The following is a 15,744-nucleotide window of genomic DNA, read 5'->3' as shown; positions in this document are numbered from 1 at the left end:
CAAAACCCCACTCTTTCCAACACTGAAAATGCCCCGCCTACCGCCGCGTTCTGCCGTCATACTGCTTCACCGTCTCACCGCCGAAGATCAGCCGCTGCGGGTTCTGGTCGAAATTGTTGATCGTCTGGTCGAGCGACTGCACCGTGCGGCGCGCGTCGTTGACCAGCGTCTGGATGTCCCGCAGGCCGCCCGCCGAAAAACGCGACAGGTTGTCGGCGATCGGGCCGACTCGGCCATTGATATTGTCGGCCATGGTGCGGAAGGATTCGAGCGTCTTGCGCGCCTCGGCAAACAGGCCTTGCGAGTCGTCGCTCGACACAAGCCCGTCCACCTTGGCAAGGATACCGTCGACGCGGCTCGAAGCGTCGTTGAGCTTCTTTGCCAGATCGGTGAAATCGCCGATCGCGCGGTCGATATCGTCCTTCCGGTGGGCGAAATTGTCGACCACGCCGCGGGCCGAGCCGATGGTCTGGCGGGCATCCTCGGAAGCGGCGGTGATATTGCGGATCGTGGTGGCGACCTGATCGGTATTGACGGCACCCAGAACGCCATCGGCACGTTTCAGAAGGGTCTGGGCGTCCGAACCCGCCTTTTCGAAGTTGGCGGCGGCGTTCCTGACATTGGTTACCAGGTCGTCGAACTTATCCGAGGCCATGGCGATGTTGCGGGTGGCGCGCTCGGTGTTGGAGACCACGGCATTGATCTTTTCCGCGTCGATCGCCTTCACCAGTCGTTCCGCTGCGATAAGGGTAGAGTTGAGCGTTCCAGAGACCCGGTCGATCGTCGCCGAGAGCGTCGAGAGGCTGTTCAGGAACTTGTCGATGCTGTCGGAATTCTGGGCAAGCGCCGAAGTGAAAGTCTCGACGTTGCGGATGGTCTGGGTCAATGGACCGCGCGCGTCGGCGACAAATCCCTGGATGTCGCCTATCGCTTTGTCGGCGCGTTCGAGGATCTTGTCGGCGGTGGCGAGCAGGTTGGTGACGCTCGACTGTTCGGCGATCAGCACCGCAGGCCGGCCGTTCTCCATCGATTTCTGGAGGATGTTCTCCTCCCCCTTGGCGCCGCCGGAAAGCTCGATATAGGCCGCACCCGTCAAGCCCTGCACTTCGAGCGCCGCCTGGGTGGACTGATAGACCGGAGCATCGGCCCGCACTTCGGTGAACGCGATCGAATAACGCGGATCGTCCGGATCGATGGTCAGGCTGCGAACCGAACCGACCGGAATACCGTTGAACCGGACCGGAGAGCCGACGGACAAGCCGTTCGCCGATCCGGGGATGCGGATCGCCAGTTCGGCCGTCGGTCCGCCACGGCCCGATTGCGCCATCCAATAGACGAAGCCGAAAGCGGCAGCGATCACCAGCAAGGTGAAGAAACCGACAAGGGCGTAGTTGGCTCTGGTTTCCATAGATTACGTCACTCTTTTACTTCTGCCGCAGGCTGCTTTTCTTGGACCACGACTGATCGCGCCCGCTTGCCGCGGAAATAGGACTGTACCCATGGATCGTCACAGGCAAACATATCCTCAAGCGTACCCTCGACCAAGACCCGTTTCTCGCCAAGCACAGCAATTCTGTCGCAAACCGAGAACAGGCTGTCGAGGTCGTGTGTCACCATGTAGACCGTCAATCCCAGCGTATCGCGCAGCCTGGCGATCAACGCATCGAAATCGGCAGCGCCGATCGGATCGAGGCCGGACGTCGGCTCATCGAGGAAAACGAGGTCGGGATCGAGCGCCAGGGCACGTGCAAGCGCAGCGCGCTTGATCATGCCGCCCGACAGTTCGGATGGATATTTGTCTGCCGCATCAGGCGGCAGACCGACCATCTCGATCTTCAGGTAGGCAAGTTCGTCCATCAGCGACTGCGGCAGATCGAGATATTCGCGCATCGGCAGCTGGATGTTTTCCTTCACCGTCAGGGCCGAGAACAGCGCTCCATGCTGGAAAAGCACGCCGAGCCGCGTATCGAGCGCCATGCGCTCGTCTTCCGAGACGGTGTCGTAATCGGCACCGAGAATGTGGATCGTGCCGGAACGGTGCGGCAGAAGACTGAGCACGGTTCGCATCAGCACCGATTTGCCGGTGCCGGATGCGCCGACGAAACCCAGGATCTCGCCGCGGTAGATGTCAAGGTTCAGGTGGTCGAGCACCAGCTTATTGCCGAAGCCGACCGTCAGGTCGCGCACCGACAGCACCACTTGCCGGCCGTTCGACTTGTCCTTGATGGCGGTCTGCGGCGCCTCTTCCAAACCGTTCTCCATCAGAAGTCGATCGCGGAATAGAAAAGGGCGAACATCGCATCTATGAAGATGACGGCGAAGATCGACTTCACCACCGAGGTGGTGACGTGCTGGCCGAGCGATTCGGCGCTGCCGCCCACCTTCATGCCTTCGACGGCGGCAACGATGCCGATCGCCAGCGCCATGAACGGCGCCTTGATCATGCCCGAAGCGACGGAGGTATGGTCGATCGCCTCGTGAAGGCGCGACAGATAGGTATCGAAGGTAATGCCGGAATAGGCAAATGCGACGACGGCCGCCCCGAACAACGCCGAAAAATTGGCGAGGATCGTCAAGAGCGGCAGGGCCACCGTCAGGGCCACCAGGCGCGGAAAAATCAGCACGCCGACCGGATTGAGGCCGATCACCGTCAAGGCGTCGATCTCCTCGCGCATCTTCATCGAACCGATTTCGGCAGTGATCGCACTACCCGAACGGCCGGCGATCATGATCGCCGTCAGAAGCACGCCGATCTCGCGAAGCTGCAGGATACCAACCAGATCGACGACGAAGATTTCGGCGCCGAAGTAACGCAGCTGGAAGGCGCCCTGCTGGGCGATGATCGCGCCGATCAGGAAGGACATCAGCACGATGATCGGCACGGCACGCACGCCCATGCGGTCGATATGGGTGACGACCGAGGCCGGCGAGACGCCGGCGCCGCGGCCGAATTTCATTTGCGCGCCGCGGACCGCCGATCCCAGGATGTGCATGGCCGCGTAGAAATCGCCGCCGAGTGAAACCATCACCTCGCCGACCGGCGCAAACAGCCGTTCGAACAGGTTTCCCTTGTTTGCGCCGTCTGCAGGCGGCGCGGGAGTATGTTCGGGCAGCACGTCGATCAGTTCGCGGATGGGGCCTTCGCCGCCGACCAGGGCCGGTTCCCCGTCCTGCCCGCCCTTGGCAGTCATCAGCCTGCGGATGAGCCAGGCACCGGCGGTATCGACGCCGGTTATGCCCGAAAGATCGATCTCGACCTTTCCGCGGTTCTTGGCATGCTCAAACCGCTCGAACTCCTTGAGCACAGGCGCAATCGTCGGGCCGCGCCATTCGCCGGCCAGCACGTACCGTTCACCGTCGCCGCCGGGCATATCTTCGGCCTTGATTTCGGCTGGCTGGGACGTCACGTGTTTCTTTCGCGCTTCAAGCTTGTCAGGAGTTTCAACACGATGCGGTTGATCGCACTTTCGAGACCGGCAATATAGCTGCGTCATAGGGATTTGCCACAACGGGACGCGTAAAACCATGAGCCGTCACCTCGAAGCCACAATAGAGACGTTTCCAATCTCCGGGTCGTTCACGATTTCCCGCGGCTCCAAGACCCAAGCGGAAGTCATCACCTGCGTCGTCAGTGAGAACGGCATTTCCGGCCGCGGCGAATGTGTGCCTTACAGGCGCTACGGCGAGAGCCTGGACGGCGTGATGGCGGAGATCGAAGCGGTCGCCGATGCCATCCGTGCCGGCCTGACGCGCGAAGAATTGCAGAGGCGGATGAAGCCCGGAGCCGCGCGAAACGCCGTCGACTGCGCCCTTTGGGACCTCGAGGCGAAGCTCGGCGGACGGCGCGTTGCCGATATGATCGGCGCCACCAGCCGCAAACCCTTCGTCACGGCCTTCACTTTGTCGCTGGGCGAACCCGAGGCTATGGCAGCCGAGGCGGGCAGGAACGCGCAACGGCCGCTTCTCAAGGTCAAGCTCGGAACCGATAATGACGAAGCACGACTGAGGGCCGTTCGCGACGCCGCGCCGGCAGCGCGGATCATCGTCGATGCCAACGAAGGCTGGACGGAGGAAAACCTCGCCCGCCATATGGCGATTGCCGCCGAAACGAATGTGTCGCTGATCGAACAGCCATTGCCCGCCGGCCAGGATGCGGCACTTGGCCGTATCCGCCGCCTCGTTTCCGTCTGCGCCGATGAAAGCGTGCATGCCACCGAGGACCTGGAAAACCTTCGCGACCGCTACGACGCGGTCAACATCAAGCTCGACAAGACCGGCGGCCTCACCGAGGCACTGGCGATGAAGGCGGAAGCGCAGCGGCTTGGATTTGCCGTGATGATCGGGTGCATGGTCGGCTCCTCGCTTGCCATGGCGCCGGCCGTTTTGCTTGCCCAGGATGCGGACTACGCGGATCTCGACGGGCCGCTGCTGCTGGCTCGCGACCGGCCGGGCGGGCTGCGCTATGAAGGCTCTCTCGTCTATCCGCCGGAATCTGACCTCTGGGGCTGAAGTTTCGCTGCAAATGCAATGATCGACAGGCCGACAAGCGCCAGGACGGACATGGCAACATAGCTGGTCAGGCCGAACTGGCGGTAGAGCACGCCGGAAAGCACCGTCGACAGGCCCAGGAAGACGCCATTGTAGAACACATAGGCACCCTGCATCGAGGCCTCCTGATCCTCTCGCACCGCCTCGACCAACCGATGCTGGATGCCGATATGCACGAAGGCGAAGGTGAAGGCGTGGGTGGCCTGCAGCGCCAGATATCCCCAGAAATCGAGCGGCATCGGAAACAGGGTCCAGCGCAGCACCGCGACCGCACAGCCGATTCGCATCAGCGTCCATGGCGAAATCCTTCGCGCAATCCAGCCGGCGGCGAAAAAGACCAGGATTTCCGACACGACTGCAGCACTCCAGAGCACGCCGATCGAGCCGCTTGAAAACCCGACCTGCTGCCAGTGAATCGTGCCGAACGTATAGAACATGCCATGCCCTGCCTGCGCCACCGACGCGCCGATCATCAGCACGTGCAGGTCGAGCCTTTTCAGCGAACTCGGCTGGGGCATCCTGTCGGGGTCCGGCCTGATAACCGCCCGGCCAAGCCTAGGCGCCGCGAATGCCACAGCGACGGTCAGCAGAAAGCCGACCGCTATCGCCGATGGAATGGCCTGCAAACCCAGGAAGCCGCGCATTTCGCCGACAAGAAGCGTCACGGCGACGAACCCGACGGACCCCCAGACGCGCATCGAGCCATACTGGAAACCCCAGCGCCGGACACCGCTCACGGCAATCGATTCGACGATTGGCGCATAGGGTGCGAAGACCGCAGCCTGAATGGCGACGATGATCAAGACCGGCCAGAAATCGCGGGTGAAGAACATCGCGAATGCCGTCAGCAGCGACAGGGCGCCGGACCAGGCGAGCATCAGGGTCCGTTCCGTCATACGGTCGGCAAGCAGTCCCGCCACCGGAGCGGCAGCCACGCGCAGGAAAAGCTGCGAGGCAAGCGCGATGCCGATTTCGAATTCGGTGAAGGCCAGCCCGTCGAGCCAGACGGGCAGATAGGGTAGAATCACGCCATTCACCCCGAGCGGCGCCCCATAGGCGATCGCACAGCGCAACTGGAAGAACCGGGGCGCTGTCTGCGCCGTATTTGAGGGAATCACGATTTCACGGGTGGGTTGCTGAAGTTTCAGCTTACCTAACACACACCCTCATGCCTGCCTATGGCAAGAAATGGCCCTCTGACCGGCCCGCCGTCTGTCGCGGGCCACTCAGGCGGCCCGCATGTCCCCGACGGATTGCGGCGCCGGCAAGGCCTTGATCTCGGCCGTCGCGACGATGTCCTGCCAGGAAATCATTTCCAGCGTGCCATCGAAATTCTCGGCGATCGCAGTGCAGCTTTCCACCCAGTCGCCGGTGTTGACGTAGTGGATGCCGTCGATGTCCTCCATCACGGCGTGATGGATATGGCCGCAGATGACGCCGTCGACGTTGTTGCGTCGGGCTTCGTCGGCGACGACCCGCTGGAACTCGCCGATGAAATTGACGGCGTGCTTGACCTGCAGCTTGGCCCATGCGGAGAAGGACCAGTAGGGCATGCCGAGACGGCGGCGAATGGCGGCAAGCCCGATGTTGATGACGATCGCGGCATCATAGGCCCAGTCGCCGAGATAGGCGAGCAGGCGTGCATTGCGGACCACGACGTCGAATTCGTCGCCATGCAGGACAAGGTATTTCTTGCCGTCGGCCATTTCGTAGATTTCGCGCTCCGCGACTTCGATGCCGCCGAAATGCGTGCCCGGGAAGGAGCGTAGGAACTCGTCGTGGTTGCCGGGAATGTAGACGATGCGGGTGCCCTTGCGCGCCTTGCGCAGCAGTTTCTGGACCACGTCGTTGCAGCCCTGCGGCCAATACCAGTTGCGCTTCAGCCGCCAGCCATCGACGATGTCGCCGACCAGGAAAATGGTATCCGCTTCATGATAGCGCAGGAAATCCAGGAGGAAGTCCGTTCGGGCGGCCTTGGAGCCCAGATGAACGTCCGAAATGAAGAGCGTTCTGAAATGCCTTGTATCCATCTCACCGGTCACGAAGTCGTCCTTTCGCTGCCGCTTCTGATGGCTTCAAAACCAGACTCGTGTTTCAGGATGATGACAGGATGCCGCATGACTACCTCATCTCCCGCTTGGCGCGAGTCGCAATCGCGATATCCGGGCGATCGGTGGTGAAGCTCGCGATACCGAGATCGAACATCCGCGTTGCCATTTCGATGTCGTGCGCGGCCCATCCGTGGATGATCACGCCGCGGTCGCTCAACGGGGCAATTGCGAGCGCGGAGATCATTTCGGCACGAATGCCGATCTCGAAAACTCCATAGGCGGCCAAGGCGGCGTCAACGCCGACCCAGCCCACCTGGCGGATGACTGCCGGCGAGCAGAGCCATACGAAGCCGAGAAGCTCCGAAACATTGTGGCCGGCCGCCTCAAGCGCCTTTCGGAAGGCGTCGAGCCGCTCCAGCGAGAAACTCGTCACCATGCAGCGGGAAAGCATGCCGCTGGCGACCAGCCGCTCGACAATCGCCTCCTCCATGCCCTCGTAGGCGGTCCCATCCGGCCGTGTCTTGATCTCGAGGCGCAGGTCGACCAGCGACAGCGCGAAGATGTCGATCACCTCGTCGAGGGTCGGAATGGTTTCACCTGCCGCGCCGACGATGACGTACTTCGACAGTTGCTCGTAGGTGAGCCTGCCGATCTCGCCCTTGCCGTCGGTCATCCGGTCGATCGTTGCATCGTGGTGGACGACCAGAACCTTGTCGGCAGTGTGGTGGACGTCGAATTCGACGAGTTCAACCGGCAGCGCGGCGGTCTGGCGGAAGGCGAGCCTGGAATTTTCCGGCCACAGATGGGTGCCGCCGCGATGGGATGCGATCTTGGTCATTCGAAACCTCACTTGATGCCGCCGAGACCCGCGCCCTGCACCAGCTGGCGTTCGGCAAATAAGAAAAACACGATGCTCGGCAACAGGACTACGCAGCTCGCCGCAAGGATCAGGGGCCAGTCGGTAAACGGCTGTTCGCGCACCGACGCCTGCAGGTTGGCGAGCGCGATCTGCACGGTCTGCGTATCGCCGCGCAGCACGATCAGCGGCCAGAGATAGGAGTTCCACTGGGCGATGAAGGCAAACAGCGCCATCGAGGCGATCGCGGCCCAGCAGATCGGCACGATGACATCGATCAGGATCTTGAAATGGCTGGCGCCGTCCAGGCGTGCCGCCTCCTCGTAGACCTTTGGCACGCCCATGAAATGCTGGCGCAGGAAGAAGGTCACGAAACCGGAGGCAAGCTGGGGCAGCACCGCCGCCCAGATGCTCGGCACCAGCTTCATCTTGGCCATCAGCAGATAGTTGGGAATGATGCAGATCAGTTCCGGAATGGTCAGCGTGCCGAGCACCACCCAGAACAGCATGTTGCGGCCGCGGAACTCCATGCGGGCAAAGGCATAGGCCGCAAGGATCGAGGTGATCATTGTACCGACGGTGGTCGACAGCGCGATAATGATCGAATTCATGAAATAGGCGCCGAGCCCTGCCTCGGTGAACACCCGCAGATAATTATCCGGATGCAGCGACCATTCGGCGACATTGGGATTGAGGAGGTCGGACGGTGCGAGCAGCGAGGCGCCGATGCCGATCAGGAAGGGGAAGACCACACCGAGGCCGAGCAGCGCCGCCCCCGCCCAGCCGAGGAAATGGAGGAGACGATCAGGAAAGGTCATAATTCACTTTGTCCCTGGCAAAGGCGAGCTTTGCGAGCGTGATGGCGACCAGCCCGAGGAACAGGAGCACGGCCAATGCCGATCCAGTCGAGATGTCGAACAGGGTAAAGCTCAAATAATAGAGGAAATTCATCAGGACGTCGGTGCCGTTGGCCGGCCCGCCGCGGGTGATGACGTTGACGAGCGTGAAGATCTGAAAACTGTCGATCACCGAGACCACGAGCAGGAACAGCGTGGTTGGCGCGACCAATGGAAAGGTGATGTCCCTGAACCGGCGCCAGCGCCCTGCCCGGTCGATGCGCGCCGCTTCGTAATAATCGTCGGGAATGGCGTTGAGCCCGGCAATGAACAGCAGCGTATCGTAACCAAGCTGCTTCCAGATCGCCACAATGCCGACCGCGACCAGCGCCAGGTTGACGTCCTGCAGCCAAGGAACCTTGCCGATGCCGATGGCGCCGAGCGTCAGGTTGATGAAGCCGATATCGGTGTTGAACATCCAGCTCCAGATCACCGAAATCGCCACGGAACTGGTGACATAGGGAAGGAAATAAACACCCCGCAGCAGCCGTGCGAAGGCATGGCTTTCCCTCAGGAGATGGGCAAGCGCCAGCGCCAGGATCAGCCGTGGCGGCACGCTCACCAGCATCAGGAGAAAGGTCACCCAGAGGGAATGATGAAACTGGTCCGAGCCGAACAGCTCAAGATAGTTGTCGAAGCCCACATATCTGGAGCGGCCGTTGAGGATATTGGTCTGGTGGATGCTGAGCCAGGCAGAATAGACGATTGGCCAATAGATGAAGAGGCCGAGCAGCCCGACACAGGGCAGAAGATAGAGATAGGGCCTCAATATCCGCATCGCGTTCCAACGTTTTCCCAAGGTCATGCTTTGACTTAGCGGCCCAGTGCGAAAGTCTCGTGACATTTTCCACTCCCCCGCGTCATTCGCCTGTAACGTCTCCTTCCTACCCTTTCGCGACAGCGGCTGTGGCCGTCGAACCGGCATTTCACCGGCGTTTCAACGAAAAGGAGAGAATGGGATGTTGAGGAAACTGCTTATCGCGGCCGCCGTCGCGGTGCTTGCGGGCCAGCCGGCTCTTGCCGCCCCCGTCGAAATCACCTTCTGGCATTCGCTCGCCAAAAAGGGCACGGACGCAGTCAACCAGATCGTCGACAAGTTCAACGCCTCACAGAGCGAATACAAGCTGAAGGCCGAATATACCGGAAATTACGACGACACGACCACCAAGCTGCAGGCCGCCATCCCGGCTGGCCAGGCACCGGACCTCATGATGCTGGAAGTCACCCGCTACGGCCTGTTCGCCGATTCCGGCGTGCTCGAGCAGCTCGACCCCTACCTTCAGAAGGAAGGCGCCGAATTCCTTGACCAGTACCAGTCGTTCGCGCTTGAAGGCCCGAAATATCTCGGCAAATCCTATGTGCTGCCGTTCAACGTCTCGACACCGGTCATGTACTACAACAGGGACGCTTTCCGCGCTGCGGGTCTTGACCCGAATGCACCGCCGAAGACCTGGGATGAACTGCGCCAGATGTCCGCCAAGCTCACGGTTCGCCAGGGCAATGACGTCAAGCAGTGGGGTGTCATCGGGCTCGGCCAGTTCGTGCGCTGGGCCTTCGTTGCACAGGCCGGCGGCGAATGGGTCAGCCCCAAGGACAATTCCGTGCTGATGGATAGTGATGCCTCGATTGGCGCCTATACCTACATGGCCGACCTGATCCGCAAGGACAAGGTTTCGCCGGAAGCAGCGGCGATCAACGAAAGCCTTGCCAGCCAATATTTCACCAGTGGCCAGGCTGCGATCAATTTCGACTCGACCGGCGGCTTCGGCGCACTGCGCGGTGCCGTGAAATTCGATCTCGGCGTTGCCTCGCTGCCTTGCGGCGTCAAATGCGCTGCCCCGATCGGCGGTGCGACGATCGGCATCAATTCGGCCTCCGACGAAGCCCATCGCAAGGGCGCCTGGGCGTTCCTGAAATTCATCTCGCGCCCGGAAATCAACGCGATCACCTTCGTCGAGACCGGCTACCTGCCGATCATGAAGAAGACCGCCGACGTCGACATCGCCAAGAAAGCGATCGCTGAAGAGCCCGGTTATTCGGTTGCCATCAAGCAGCTCGACGTGGCCTTTGTCCGCTCGCGCCCGCCGGCAATGCCGGCGATCCGCGCCAAGGAACCATCGGTCTGGGAAGCGATCGTGCTCGGCAAGACGCCGGAAGCACAGGCCCTGAAGACCTTCGGCGCCGAAATGCGGACCATGCTGTCGAAAAGCGGCGGCTGATACGAAGAGCGTGACATAAGAGCCTTGACCCAGACGACGAAAAGCCCGGAGAGGCCAAGCGCCTCTCCGGGCTTTGTTTTATTCGGCGAGGCAAATATCTGGGATGGACCCCCGTTCGATTTGTTGTATTGAGGGACCCATTCCCGAGAAAGACGCCGAGGTCGCAATGACATCGAATATGCCCGTAACTTCCCCAGCCAATGCCGATCTCGACGAGCAGGCGCTGTTCTTCCACCGCTATCCGCGGCCCGGCAAGCTGGAGATCCAGGCGACCAAGCCGCTCGGCAACCAGCGCGACCTTGCGCTTGCCTATTCTCCGGGCGTTGCAGCCCCATGTCTGGCGATCCGCGACAACCCGGATTTGGCCGCGGACTATACCGCCCGCGCCAACCTCGTCGCCGTCGTTTCGAACGGTTCCGCCGTGCTTGGGCTCGGCAATATCGGCCCGCTGGCTTCAAAGCCGGTCATGGAGGGCAAGGCCGTCCTCTTCAAGAAATTCGCCGGGATCGACGTGTTCGACATCGAGATCGACGCGCCCGGTATCGAGGCGATGGTCTCGACCGTTTCGGCGCTCGAGCCGACCTTCGGCGGCATCAACCTCGAAGACATCAAGTCTCCGGAGTGTTTCGAAGTCGAACGCCGGCTGCGCGAAAAGATGAACATCCCGGTCTTCCACGACGACCAGCACGGCACCGCGATCATCGTCGCCGCCGCGGTCCTGAACGGGCTTGAGCTCGCCGGCAAGAACATCGCCGACGTGAAAATCGTCACCTCGGGCGCGGGTGCCGCAGCACTCGCCTGCCTGCATCTCCTCGTTTCGCTCGGTGCGAAGAAGGAGAATATCTGGGTCCACGACATCGAAGGCCTCGTCTATGACGGCCGCAATACGCTGATGGACGAGTGGAAGGAAATCTACACCCAGAAGTCCGACAAGCGCGTGCTTGCCGACAGCATCGGCGGCGCCGACGTGTTTCTCGGCCTGTCCGCCGCCGGCGTGCTGAAGCCGGAACTCCTGGAGCAGATGGCCGACAAGCCGCTGATCATGGCGCTGGCCAATCCGACGCCGGAAATCATGCCCGAGCTTGCCCGCGCCGCCCGTCCCGACGCGATGATCTGCACTGGCCGGTCGGACTTCCCGAACCAGGTCAACAACGTCCTGTGCTTCCCCTATATCTTCCGCGGCGCGCTTGATTGCGGCGCCCGGACGATTAACGAGGAAATGAAGATGGCGGCGGTCAAGGCCATCGCAGCACTTGCCCGCGAGGAAGTCTCCGACGTCGCGGCGCGCGCCTATTCCGGCGAGTCGCCGATTTTTGGCGCAGACTATCTGATCCCCTCGCCCTTCGATCCGCGCCTCATCCTGCGCATTGCGCCGGCGGTTGCCAAGGCTGCCGCCGAGACCGGCGTCGCATCGCGGCCTATCCATGATTTCGAGGCGTATCTGGATCAGCTGAACCGCTTCGTCTGGCGCTCCGGTTTCGTCATGAAGCCGATCTTCAGCGCCGCCAAGGTTTCGGAAAAGAACCGGGTGATCTTTTCGGAAGGCGAGGACGAGCGCGTGTTGCGCGCAGCCCAGGTTCTGCTTGAGGAAAAGACCGCGACGCCGATCCTGATCGGCCGTCCTTCCGTCATCGAGGCGCGGCTTGCCCGTTTCGGCATCCGCATCCGCCCGAATGTCGATTTCGCCGTGGTCAACCCGGAAGACGATCCACGCTACCGCGACTATGTCGACGAATATTTCGCACTGGTCGGCCGCGAAGGCATCAATCCGGAAGCGGCACGCACGATCGTGCGCACCAACAATACGGTGATCGGCGCGCTGGCGGTCAAGCGCGGCGATGCGGATGCGCTGATCTGCGGCGTCGAGGGCCGTTATGACAAGCACCTTAGCGACGTGAACCAGATCATCGGCAAGCGTCCGGGCGTCTGCGCTTTCTCGGGCCTCAGCCTGGTGATTTCCCAGCGAGGCGCGATGTTCTTCACCGACACGTTCGTCAATTACAACCCATCCGCACAGGAAATTGCCGAGATCACCATTTTGGCGGCGGAAGAAATCCGCCGGTTCGGCATCACCCCGAAGGCAGCGCTGATCTGCCACTCGAATTTCGGCTCGCGCGATTCCGAGAGTGCGCAGAAGATGCGGGCTGCTCTGAAGCTGGTGCGCCAGCGGGCGCCGGAGCTGGAAGTGGACGGCGAAATGCAGGGTGGTTCGGCATTGTCGGAAACGCTGCGCAAGCGGGCCATGCCGGACAGTTCGCTGACCGGCGAAGCCAACCTGCTGGTTTTCCCGAACCTCGATGCGGCCAACATCTCGCTCGGTCTCGTCCGCAACCTCACGGATGCCCTGCATGTCGGCCCGATTCTTCTCGGGGCGGCCCAGCCGGCGCATATCCTGTCGTCCTCGGTCACGTCGCGCGGCGTGGTGAACATGGCGGCACTCGCCGTCGTGGAAGCATCGCAACCTAATCTGCAATTTCAATCCTTAGTTGCATAACTCTCTCGATGCGATGATTTGAGCCCGTCCGGGGCTCAGCCGGCCCCTGGATAGATTTCACCGTGCGGTGATCGCGGCCTTATGAGATTATCAACCGGCACGTTCCATGATGGCATCTTCTACTAAAGGAGAGGATGCCGGAATTGCCGATACCGCTTCGCGGCCTGCTGACCATACCGCTCTTGTTTTTGCCTGCTGCAGCGCTGGCGGGAGACCCTGCCGTTTGCGCAGCGCTCTACCGGAAACTTGGAAACAGCCCGGAGATCATCGGCAACACGTCCGCGGCGCGCAGCTATGCCCAGCAGCTCGGCGAATATAATGCCGATATCCGCGAACTGCGGGTCGACATGCGCCGAGCCGGCTGCGGCAACGGCAGCGTCGTGGTTCTCGGCGGCCCCAATGCCGAGGTCTGCGGCCAGATGCGGGATGCGCTGGACAGAATGGAGCAGAGCCGCGACACGCTGACAGCTGAGCGCAACGGTTCGCGGCAGATGATCCTGCCCTCGGAAGAGCGGAATGCCATTCTCGCCGCCATTCGCGAACAGCGCTGCATCCCTTCTTTCGAGCCGCTGCCGCCTGTAGTCGACGACAAGCGAAAGGTGCCGGGCATCGAGCTTCCCAGGCAAGAGGAGCCTTATTCCGGAATTACCAACCTGCGCACCCACCCACCGCAAAAGCCGCAGGCAACCGCAGTCCCGCCGCCAGTGCTCACGCCGCCGCCGGAGCGGCCATACGACCCAAGCAAAAAGGTGCGCACCGTCGGGCCGACCTTCCTGCCCGAAGCGGGTATTGATCTCACCAATCCGAAATCGGCAGGACCGCAGCCGCAGCAATAGTCAGCGGCTGTCCCATCGGTCCTGAAAGATCAGCGCGTCCAGGCCTAAACGCTGGCGCCAGCCCTTGAGCGCCAGTTCGGGTTCGCCGTAGAGCCGATCGACATAACCGAGGCAGAGCCAGGCGACGATCTCGACACGGTCGGGAATACCGAGCAGTCCGCGCACGTCCTCGTCGCGGAAAATGCTGACCCAGCCAACACCGACGCCCTCGGCCCTTGCCGCGAGCCAGAGGTTCTGCACGGCGCAGACGGTCGAATAGGCATCCATGCGCGGATTGTGAGTGCGGCCGAGCACGACCGGACCGGCGCGGTCCGGATCGCAGGTGACGCAGATCGACAGCGGCGCCTTGACGATGCCTTCGAGCTTGAGACTGCGGTAGAGGTCGCGGCTTTCGTCGGCAAACATCTCCACGGCTTCGTCATTGGCGCGCGAGAAGGCGGCACGAGCCGCCTCGCGTACCGCCGGATCGCGGATGAGGATGAAATTCCAAGGCTGCATGAAGCCGACCGAGGGTGCCGAATGCGCGGCGCCAAGCAGCCGCATCACCAGGTCGTCCGGCAGCGGATCGGGCAGGAACTGGTCGCGCACGTCGCGGCGTGTCTCGATCGCCCGGTAGACGGCGGCGCGTTCGACCTTGGAAAACTCGCCGGCAGGCAGCAAGGCATGGGCGAAAGGATCAGTCTGCATCGTCAAGTCCCCAACAATGCCGTCGCTCCCTCGCCTTCCCGGCTTGAAGCCTTTGGGCAAAAAGAGGTCCGAAACCGTTCCGCCGTCCGCGCGGGCTGGTCTATCTCGTCAGGCCGGTCTTCTGACTTGGCTTCGTCCGCCTCCACCGCCGCCTTCCCGAGAAAATCCCAGTGGCTCTCATATCCTGCGGCCGAGCGTCCACCTCACAGCGTTGGGCACGTTCCGGTTCCACCCCGGATTCCCGATTCTCCGGCTTGTCGCCGGCACCTGACAGGATCGTTTATGCCCTCACGCTATCTTCGGCGCAAGGCGTTCATGCGACAGGGAAATAGCGCACATAGGCAAACTCATCGCCATCAGGCGACCAGTTCGGCGAATTCATCGTGCCTTGCCCGCCGAAAAGCTCGAACAGCGTTTCGACATTGCCGCCGTCCATGTCCATCAGCCTGACGCGGACGTCGAGATCGCGCGGGTGGTCGAAGACATCGGCGTCGTAGGAAACAAAAACGATCTTGTCACCCTTCGGAGACGGATGCGGAAACCAGTCGCCGTAACCGCCGTCGGTGATCCGCTCCGCGGCGCCGCCTGCGGCCGGGACGCGCCAGATCTGCATCAGCCCGGTGCGACTGGAATTGAAATAGATCCATTTTCCATCCGGCGAATAGTCCGGCCCGTCATTGCGGCCCTCGCCGAATGTCAGCCGCTTCTCTGCGCCACCTTCGATGCCGATCGTATAGATGTCGAACTCGTCGCCGCGGATGCCGCAATAGGCGAAGTTTTTTCCGTCCGGCGACCAGCCATGCCAGTAGGACGGCAGGTTCCGGGTCACCAGCCGCGGCACGCCGCCGCCGGCGGGAAGCACATAGATCGTCGACTTGCCGAACTCTACCTTGTCGGAAATGGCGATCAGCGAACCGTCCGGCGAAATGCCGTGGTCGTTGTTGCATTGGCGGGCAAAGCCGGTATCGACCGGTTCAGGCTCGCCGTCACCGTCCGGCGACAGACGATAGATCAGGCCCTCGCTGTTGAGCATCAGGTAACGCCCGTCCGGCGACCAGTTGGGCGCCTCGAACAGGGCTTCCGTCTGCCAGACCACTCGCATCGCCCTCGTCCGGATATTGAAGATCTCGACCGAGCTGCGCGGGGCCATGATCCTC

Annotated in this window: 14 protein-coding genes and 1 riboswitch; of the genes, 4 read left to right on the top strand and 10 right to left on the bottom strand. The window is 61.9% G+C overall.

Annotated features, from left to right (window positions below; all coding sequences use genetic code 11):
• Positions 1 to 37: 37 nt before the first annotated feature.
• Genes ACZ9IU_RS10805 through ACZ9IU_RS10795 form a run of 3 tightly spaced genes read right to left on the bottom strand, consistent with a single transcriptional unit; the run spans position 38 to position 3,371 of the window.
• The gene (locus tag ACZ9IU_RS10805; protein ID WP_038542820.1) at positions 38 to 1,408 is read right to left on the bottom strand and encodes an MlaD family protein; all 1,371 of its coding nucleotides are present in this window, start codon (positions 1,406 to 1,408) and stop codon (positions 38 to 40) included.
• Between the two features lie 8 nt (positions 1,409 to 1,416).
• Positions 1,417 to 2,262, bottom strand: a complete 846-nt coding sequence (locus ACZ9IU_RS10800; RefSeq protein ID WP_038542818.1) for an ABC transporter ATP-binding protein — start codon at positions 2,260 to 2,262, stop codon at positions 1,417 to 1,419.
• Positions 2,262 to 3,371 carry an ABC transporter permease gene (locus ACZ9IU_RS10795; RefSeq protein WP_051900101.1) on the bottom strand — a complete coding sequence of 370 codons (1,110 nt, stop codon included), beginning with the start codon at positions 3,369 to 3,371 and terminating at the stop codon, positions 2,262 to 2,264. Before ACZ9IU_RS10795 ends, ACZ9IU_RS10800 begins: the two co-directional genes overlap by 1 nt.
• A 154-nt stretch (positions 3,372 to 3,525) precedes the next feature.
• Here ACZ9IU_RS10795 and dgcA point away from each other — a divergent pair, with 154 nt between their 5' ends.
• On the top strand, positions 3,526 to 4,509 hold the full coding sequence (gene dgcA, locus ACZ9IU_RS10790) for an N-acetyl-D-Glu racemase DgcA (protein ID WP_038542814.1): 984 nt from the start codon (positions 3,526 to 3,528) through the stop codon (positions 4,507 to 4,509).
• On the opposite strand, the gene ACZ9IU_RS10785 is transcribed toward dgcA, so the two are convergent.
• The 5 genes from ACZ9IU_RS10785 to ACZ9IU_RS10765 all read right to left on the bottom strand — a co-directional run bounded on the left by ACZ9IU_RS10785 (position 4,479) and on the right by ACZ9IU_RS10765 (position 9,129).
• Positions 4,479 to 5,666, bottom strand: coding sequence for an MFS transporter (locus ACZ9IU_RS10785; RefSeq protein ID WP_038542812.1), 1,188 nt, complete (start codon positions 5,664 to 5,666; stop codon positions 4,479 to 4,481). The genes dgcA and ACZ9IU_RS10785 overlap by 31 nt on opposite strands.
• Positions 5,667 to 5,774: 108 nt before the next feature.
• The gene (locus tag ACZ9IU_RS10780; RefSeq protein WP_080719155.1) at positions 5,775 to 6,578 is read right to left on the bottom strand and encodes a UDP-2,3-diacylglucosamine diphosphatase; all 804 of its coding nucleotides are present in this window, start codon (positions 6,576 to 6,578) and stop codon (positions 5,775 to 5,777) included.
• 91 nt (positions 6,579 to 6,669) lie between these two features.
• Positions 6,670 to 7,437, bottom strand: coding sequence for a glycerophosphodiester phosphodiesterase family protein (locus ACZ9IU_RS10775; RefSeq protein ID WP_051899711.1), 768 nt, complete (start codon positions 7,435 to 7,437; stop codon positions 6,670 to 6,672).
• Between the two features lie 8 nt (positions 7,438 to 7,445).
• Positions 7,446 to 8,273 (bottom strand): carbohydrate ABC transporter permease, encoded by an 828-nt coding sequence (locus ACZ9IU_RS10770; protein WP_051899710.1) that lies wholly within the window; start codon positions 8,271 to 8,273, stop codon positions 7,446 to 7,448.
• Positions 8,260 to 9,129, bottom strand: coding sequence for a carbohydrate ABC transporter permease (locus ACZ9IU_RS10765; protein ID WP_038542808.1), 870 nt, complete (start codon positions 9,127 to 9,129; stop codon positions 8,260 to 8,262). The genes ACZ9IU_RS10770 and ACZ9IU_RS10765 overlap by 14 nt, the downstream gene beginning before the upstream one ends.
• 181 nt (positions 9,130 to 9,310) lie before the next feature.
• On the opposite strand from ACZ9IU_RS10765, the gene ACZ9IU_RS10760 reads away from it, so the two are divergent.
• The 3 genes from ACZ9IU_RS10760 to ACZ9IU_RS10750 all read left to right on the top strand — a co-directional run bounded on the left by ACZ9IU_RS10760 (position 9,311) and on the right by ACZ9IU_RS10750 (position 13,900).
• The gene (locus ACZ9IU_RS10760) at positions 9,311 to 10,570 is read left to right on the top strand and encodes an ABC transporter substrate-binding protein (protein ID WP_051899709.1); all 1,260 of its coding nucleotides are present in this window, start codon (positions 9,311 to 9,313) and stop codon (positions 10,568 to 10,570) included.
• A gap of 178 nt (positions 10,571 to 10,748) precedes the next feature.
• A complete protein-coding gene (locus ACZ9IU_RS10755) occupies positions 10,749 to 13,064 on the top strand; it encodes an NADP-dependent malic enzyme (protein ID WP_437179045.1) in 2,316 nt (771 codons plus the stop codon).
• Positions 13,065 to 13,207: 143 nt separating this feature from the next.
• On the top strand, positions 13,208 to 13,900 hold the full coding sequence (locus ACZ9IU_RS10750) for a hypothetical protein (protein WP_498957157.1): 693 nt from the start codon (positions 13,208 to 13,210) through the stop codon (positions 13,898 to 13,900).
• Here the strand turns inward: ACZ9IU_RS10750 and bluB are convergent, their stop codons facing one another.
• Both bluB and ACZ9IU_RS10740 read right to left on the bottom strand, forming a co-directional pair.
• The gene (gene bluB, locus ACZ9IU_RS10745; RefSeq protein ID WP_038542802.1) at positions 13,901 to 14,587 is read right to left on the bottom strand and encodes a 5,6-dimethylbenzimidazole synthase; all 687 of its coding nucleotides are present in this window, start codon (positions 14,585 to 14,587) and stop codon (positions 13,901 to 13,903) included. It lies immediately after the preceding gene.
• Positions 14,588 to 14,681: 94 nt separating this feature from the next.
• Positions 14,682 to 14,873: riboswitch (cobalamin riboswitch) on the bottom strand.
• 27 nt (positions 14,874 to 14,900) lie between these two features.
• Entirely contained in the window at positions 14,901 to 15,737 is an 837-nt protein-coding gene (locus ACZ9IU_RS10740) for a TolB family protein (RefSeq protein WP_038542800.1), read from the bottom strand.
• Positions 15,738 to 15,744: the final 7 nt, after the last annotated feature.

The organism is Mesorhizobium sp. USDA 4132, from assembly GCF_056279545.1.
This window is presented reverse-complemented; position numbering and strand designations above follow the sequence as displayed.

What these genes read in the sequence shown, in the direction of transcription:
- ACZ9IU_RS10805 (WP_038542820.1), bottom strand. Translation starts at nt 1,408, where the DNA reads ATGGAAACCAGAGCCAACTACGCCCTTGTCGGTTTCTTCACCTTGCTG.
- ACZ9IU_RS10800 (WP_038542818.1), bottom strand. Translation starts at nt 2,262, where the DNA reads ATGGAGAACGGTTTGGAAGAGGCGCCGCAGACCGCCATCAAGGACAAG.
- ACZ9IU_RS10795 (WP_051900101.1), bottom strand. Translation starts at nt 3,371, where the DNA reads ATGCCCGGCGGCGACGGTGAACGGTACGTGCTGGCCGGCGAATGGCGC.
- dgcA (WP_038542814.1), top strand. Translation starts at nt 3,526, where the DNA reads ATGAGCCGTCACCTCGAAGCCACAATAGAGACGTTTCCAATCTCCGGG.
- ACZ9IU_RS10780 (WP_080719155.1), bottom strand. Translation starts at nt 6,578, where the DNA reads ATGGATACAAGGCATTTCAGAACGCTCTTCATTTCGGACGTTCATCTG.
- ACZ9IU_RS10775 (WP_051899711.1), bottom strand. Translation starts at nt 7,437, where the DNA reads ATGACCAAGATCGCATCCCATCGCGGCGGCACCCATCTGTGGCCGGAA.
- ACZ9IU_RS10770 (WP_051899710.1), bottom strand. Translation starts at nt 8,273, where the DNA reads ATGACCTTTCCTGATCGTCTCCTCCATTTCCTCGGCTGGGCGGGGGCG.
- ACZ9IU_RS10765 (WP_038542808.1), bottom strand. Translation starts at nt 9,129, where the DNA reads ATGCGGATATTGAGGCCCTATCTCTATCTTCTGCCCTGTGTCGGGCTG.
- ACZ9IU_RS10760 (WP_051899709.1), top strand. Translation starts at nt 9,311, where the DNA reads ATGTTGAGGAAACTGCTTATCGCGGCCGCCGTCGCGGTGCTTGCGGGC.
- ACZ9IU_RS10755 (WP_437179045.1), top strand. Translation starts at nt 10,749, where the DNA reads ATGCCCGTAACTTCCCCAGCCAATGCCGATCTCGACGAGCAGGCGCTG.
- bluB (WP_038542802.1), bottom strand. Translation starts at nt 14,587, where the DNA reads ATGCAGACTGATCCTTTCGCCCATGCCTTGCTGCCTGCCGGCGAGTTT.
- ACZ9IU_RS10740 (WP_038542800.1), bottom strand. Translation starts at nt 15,737, where the DNA reads ATGGCCCCGCGCAGCTCGGTCGAGATCTTCAATATCCGGACGAGGGCG.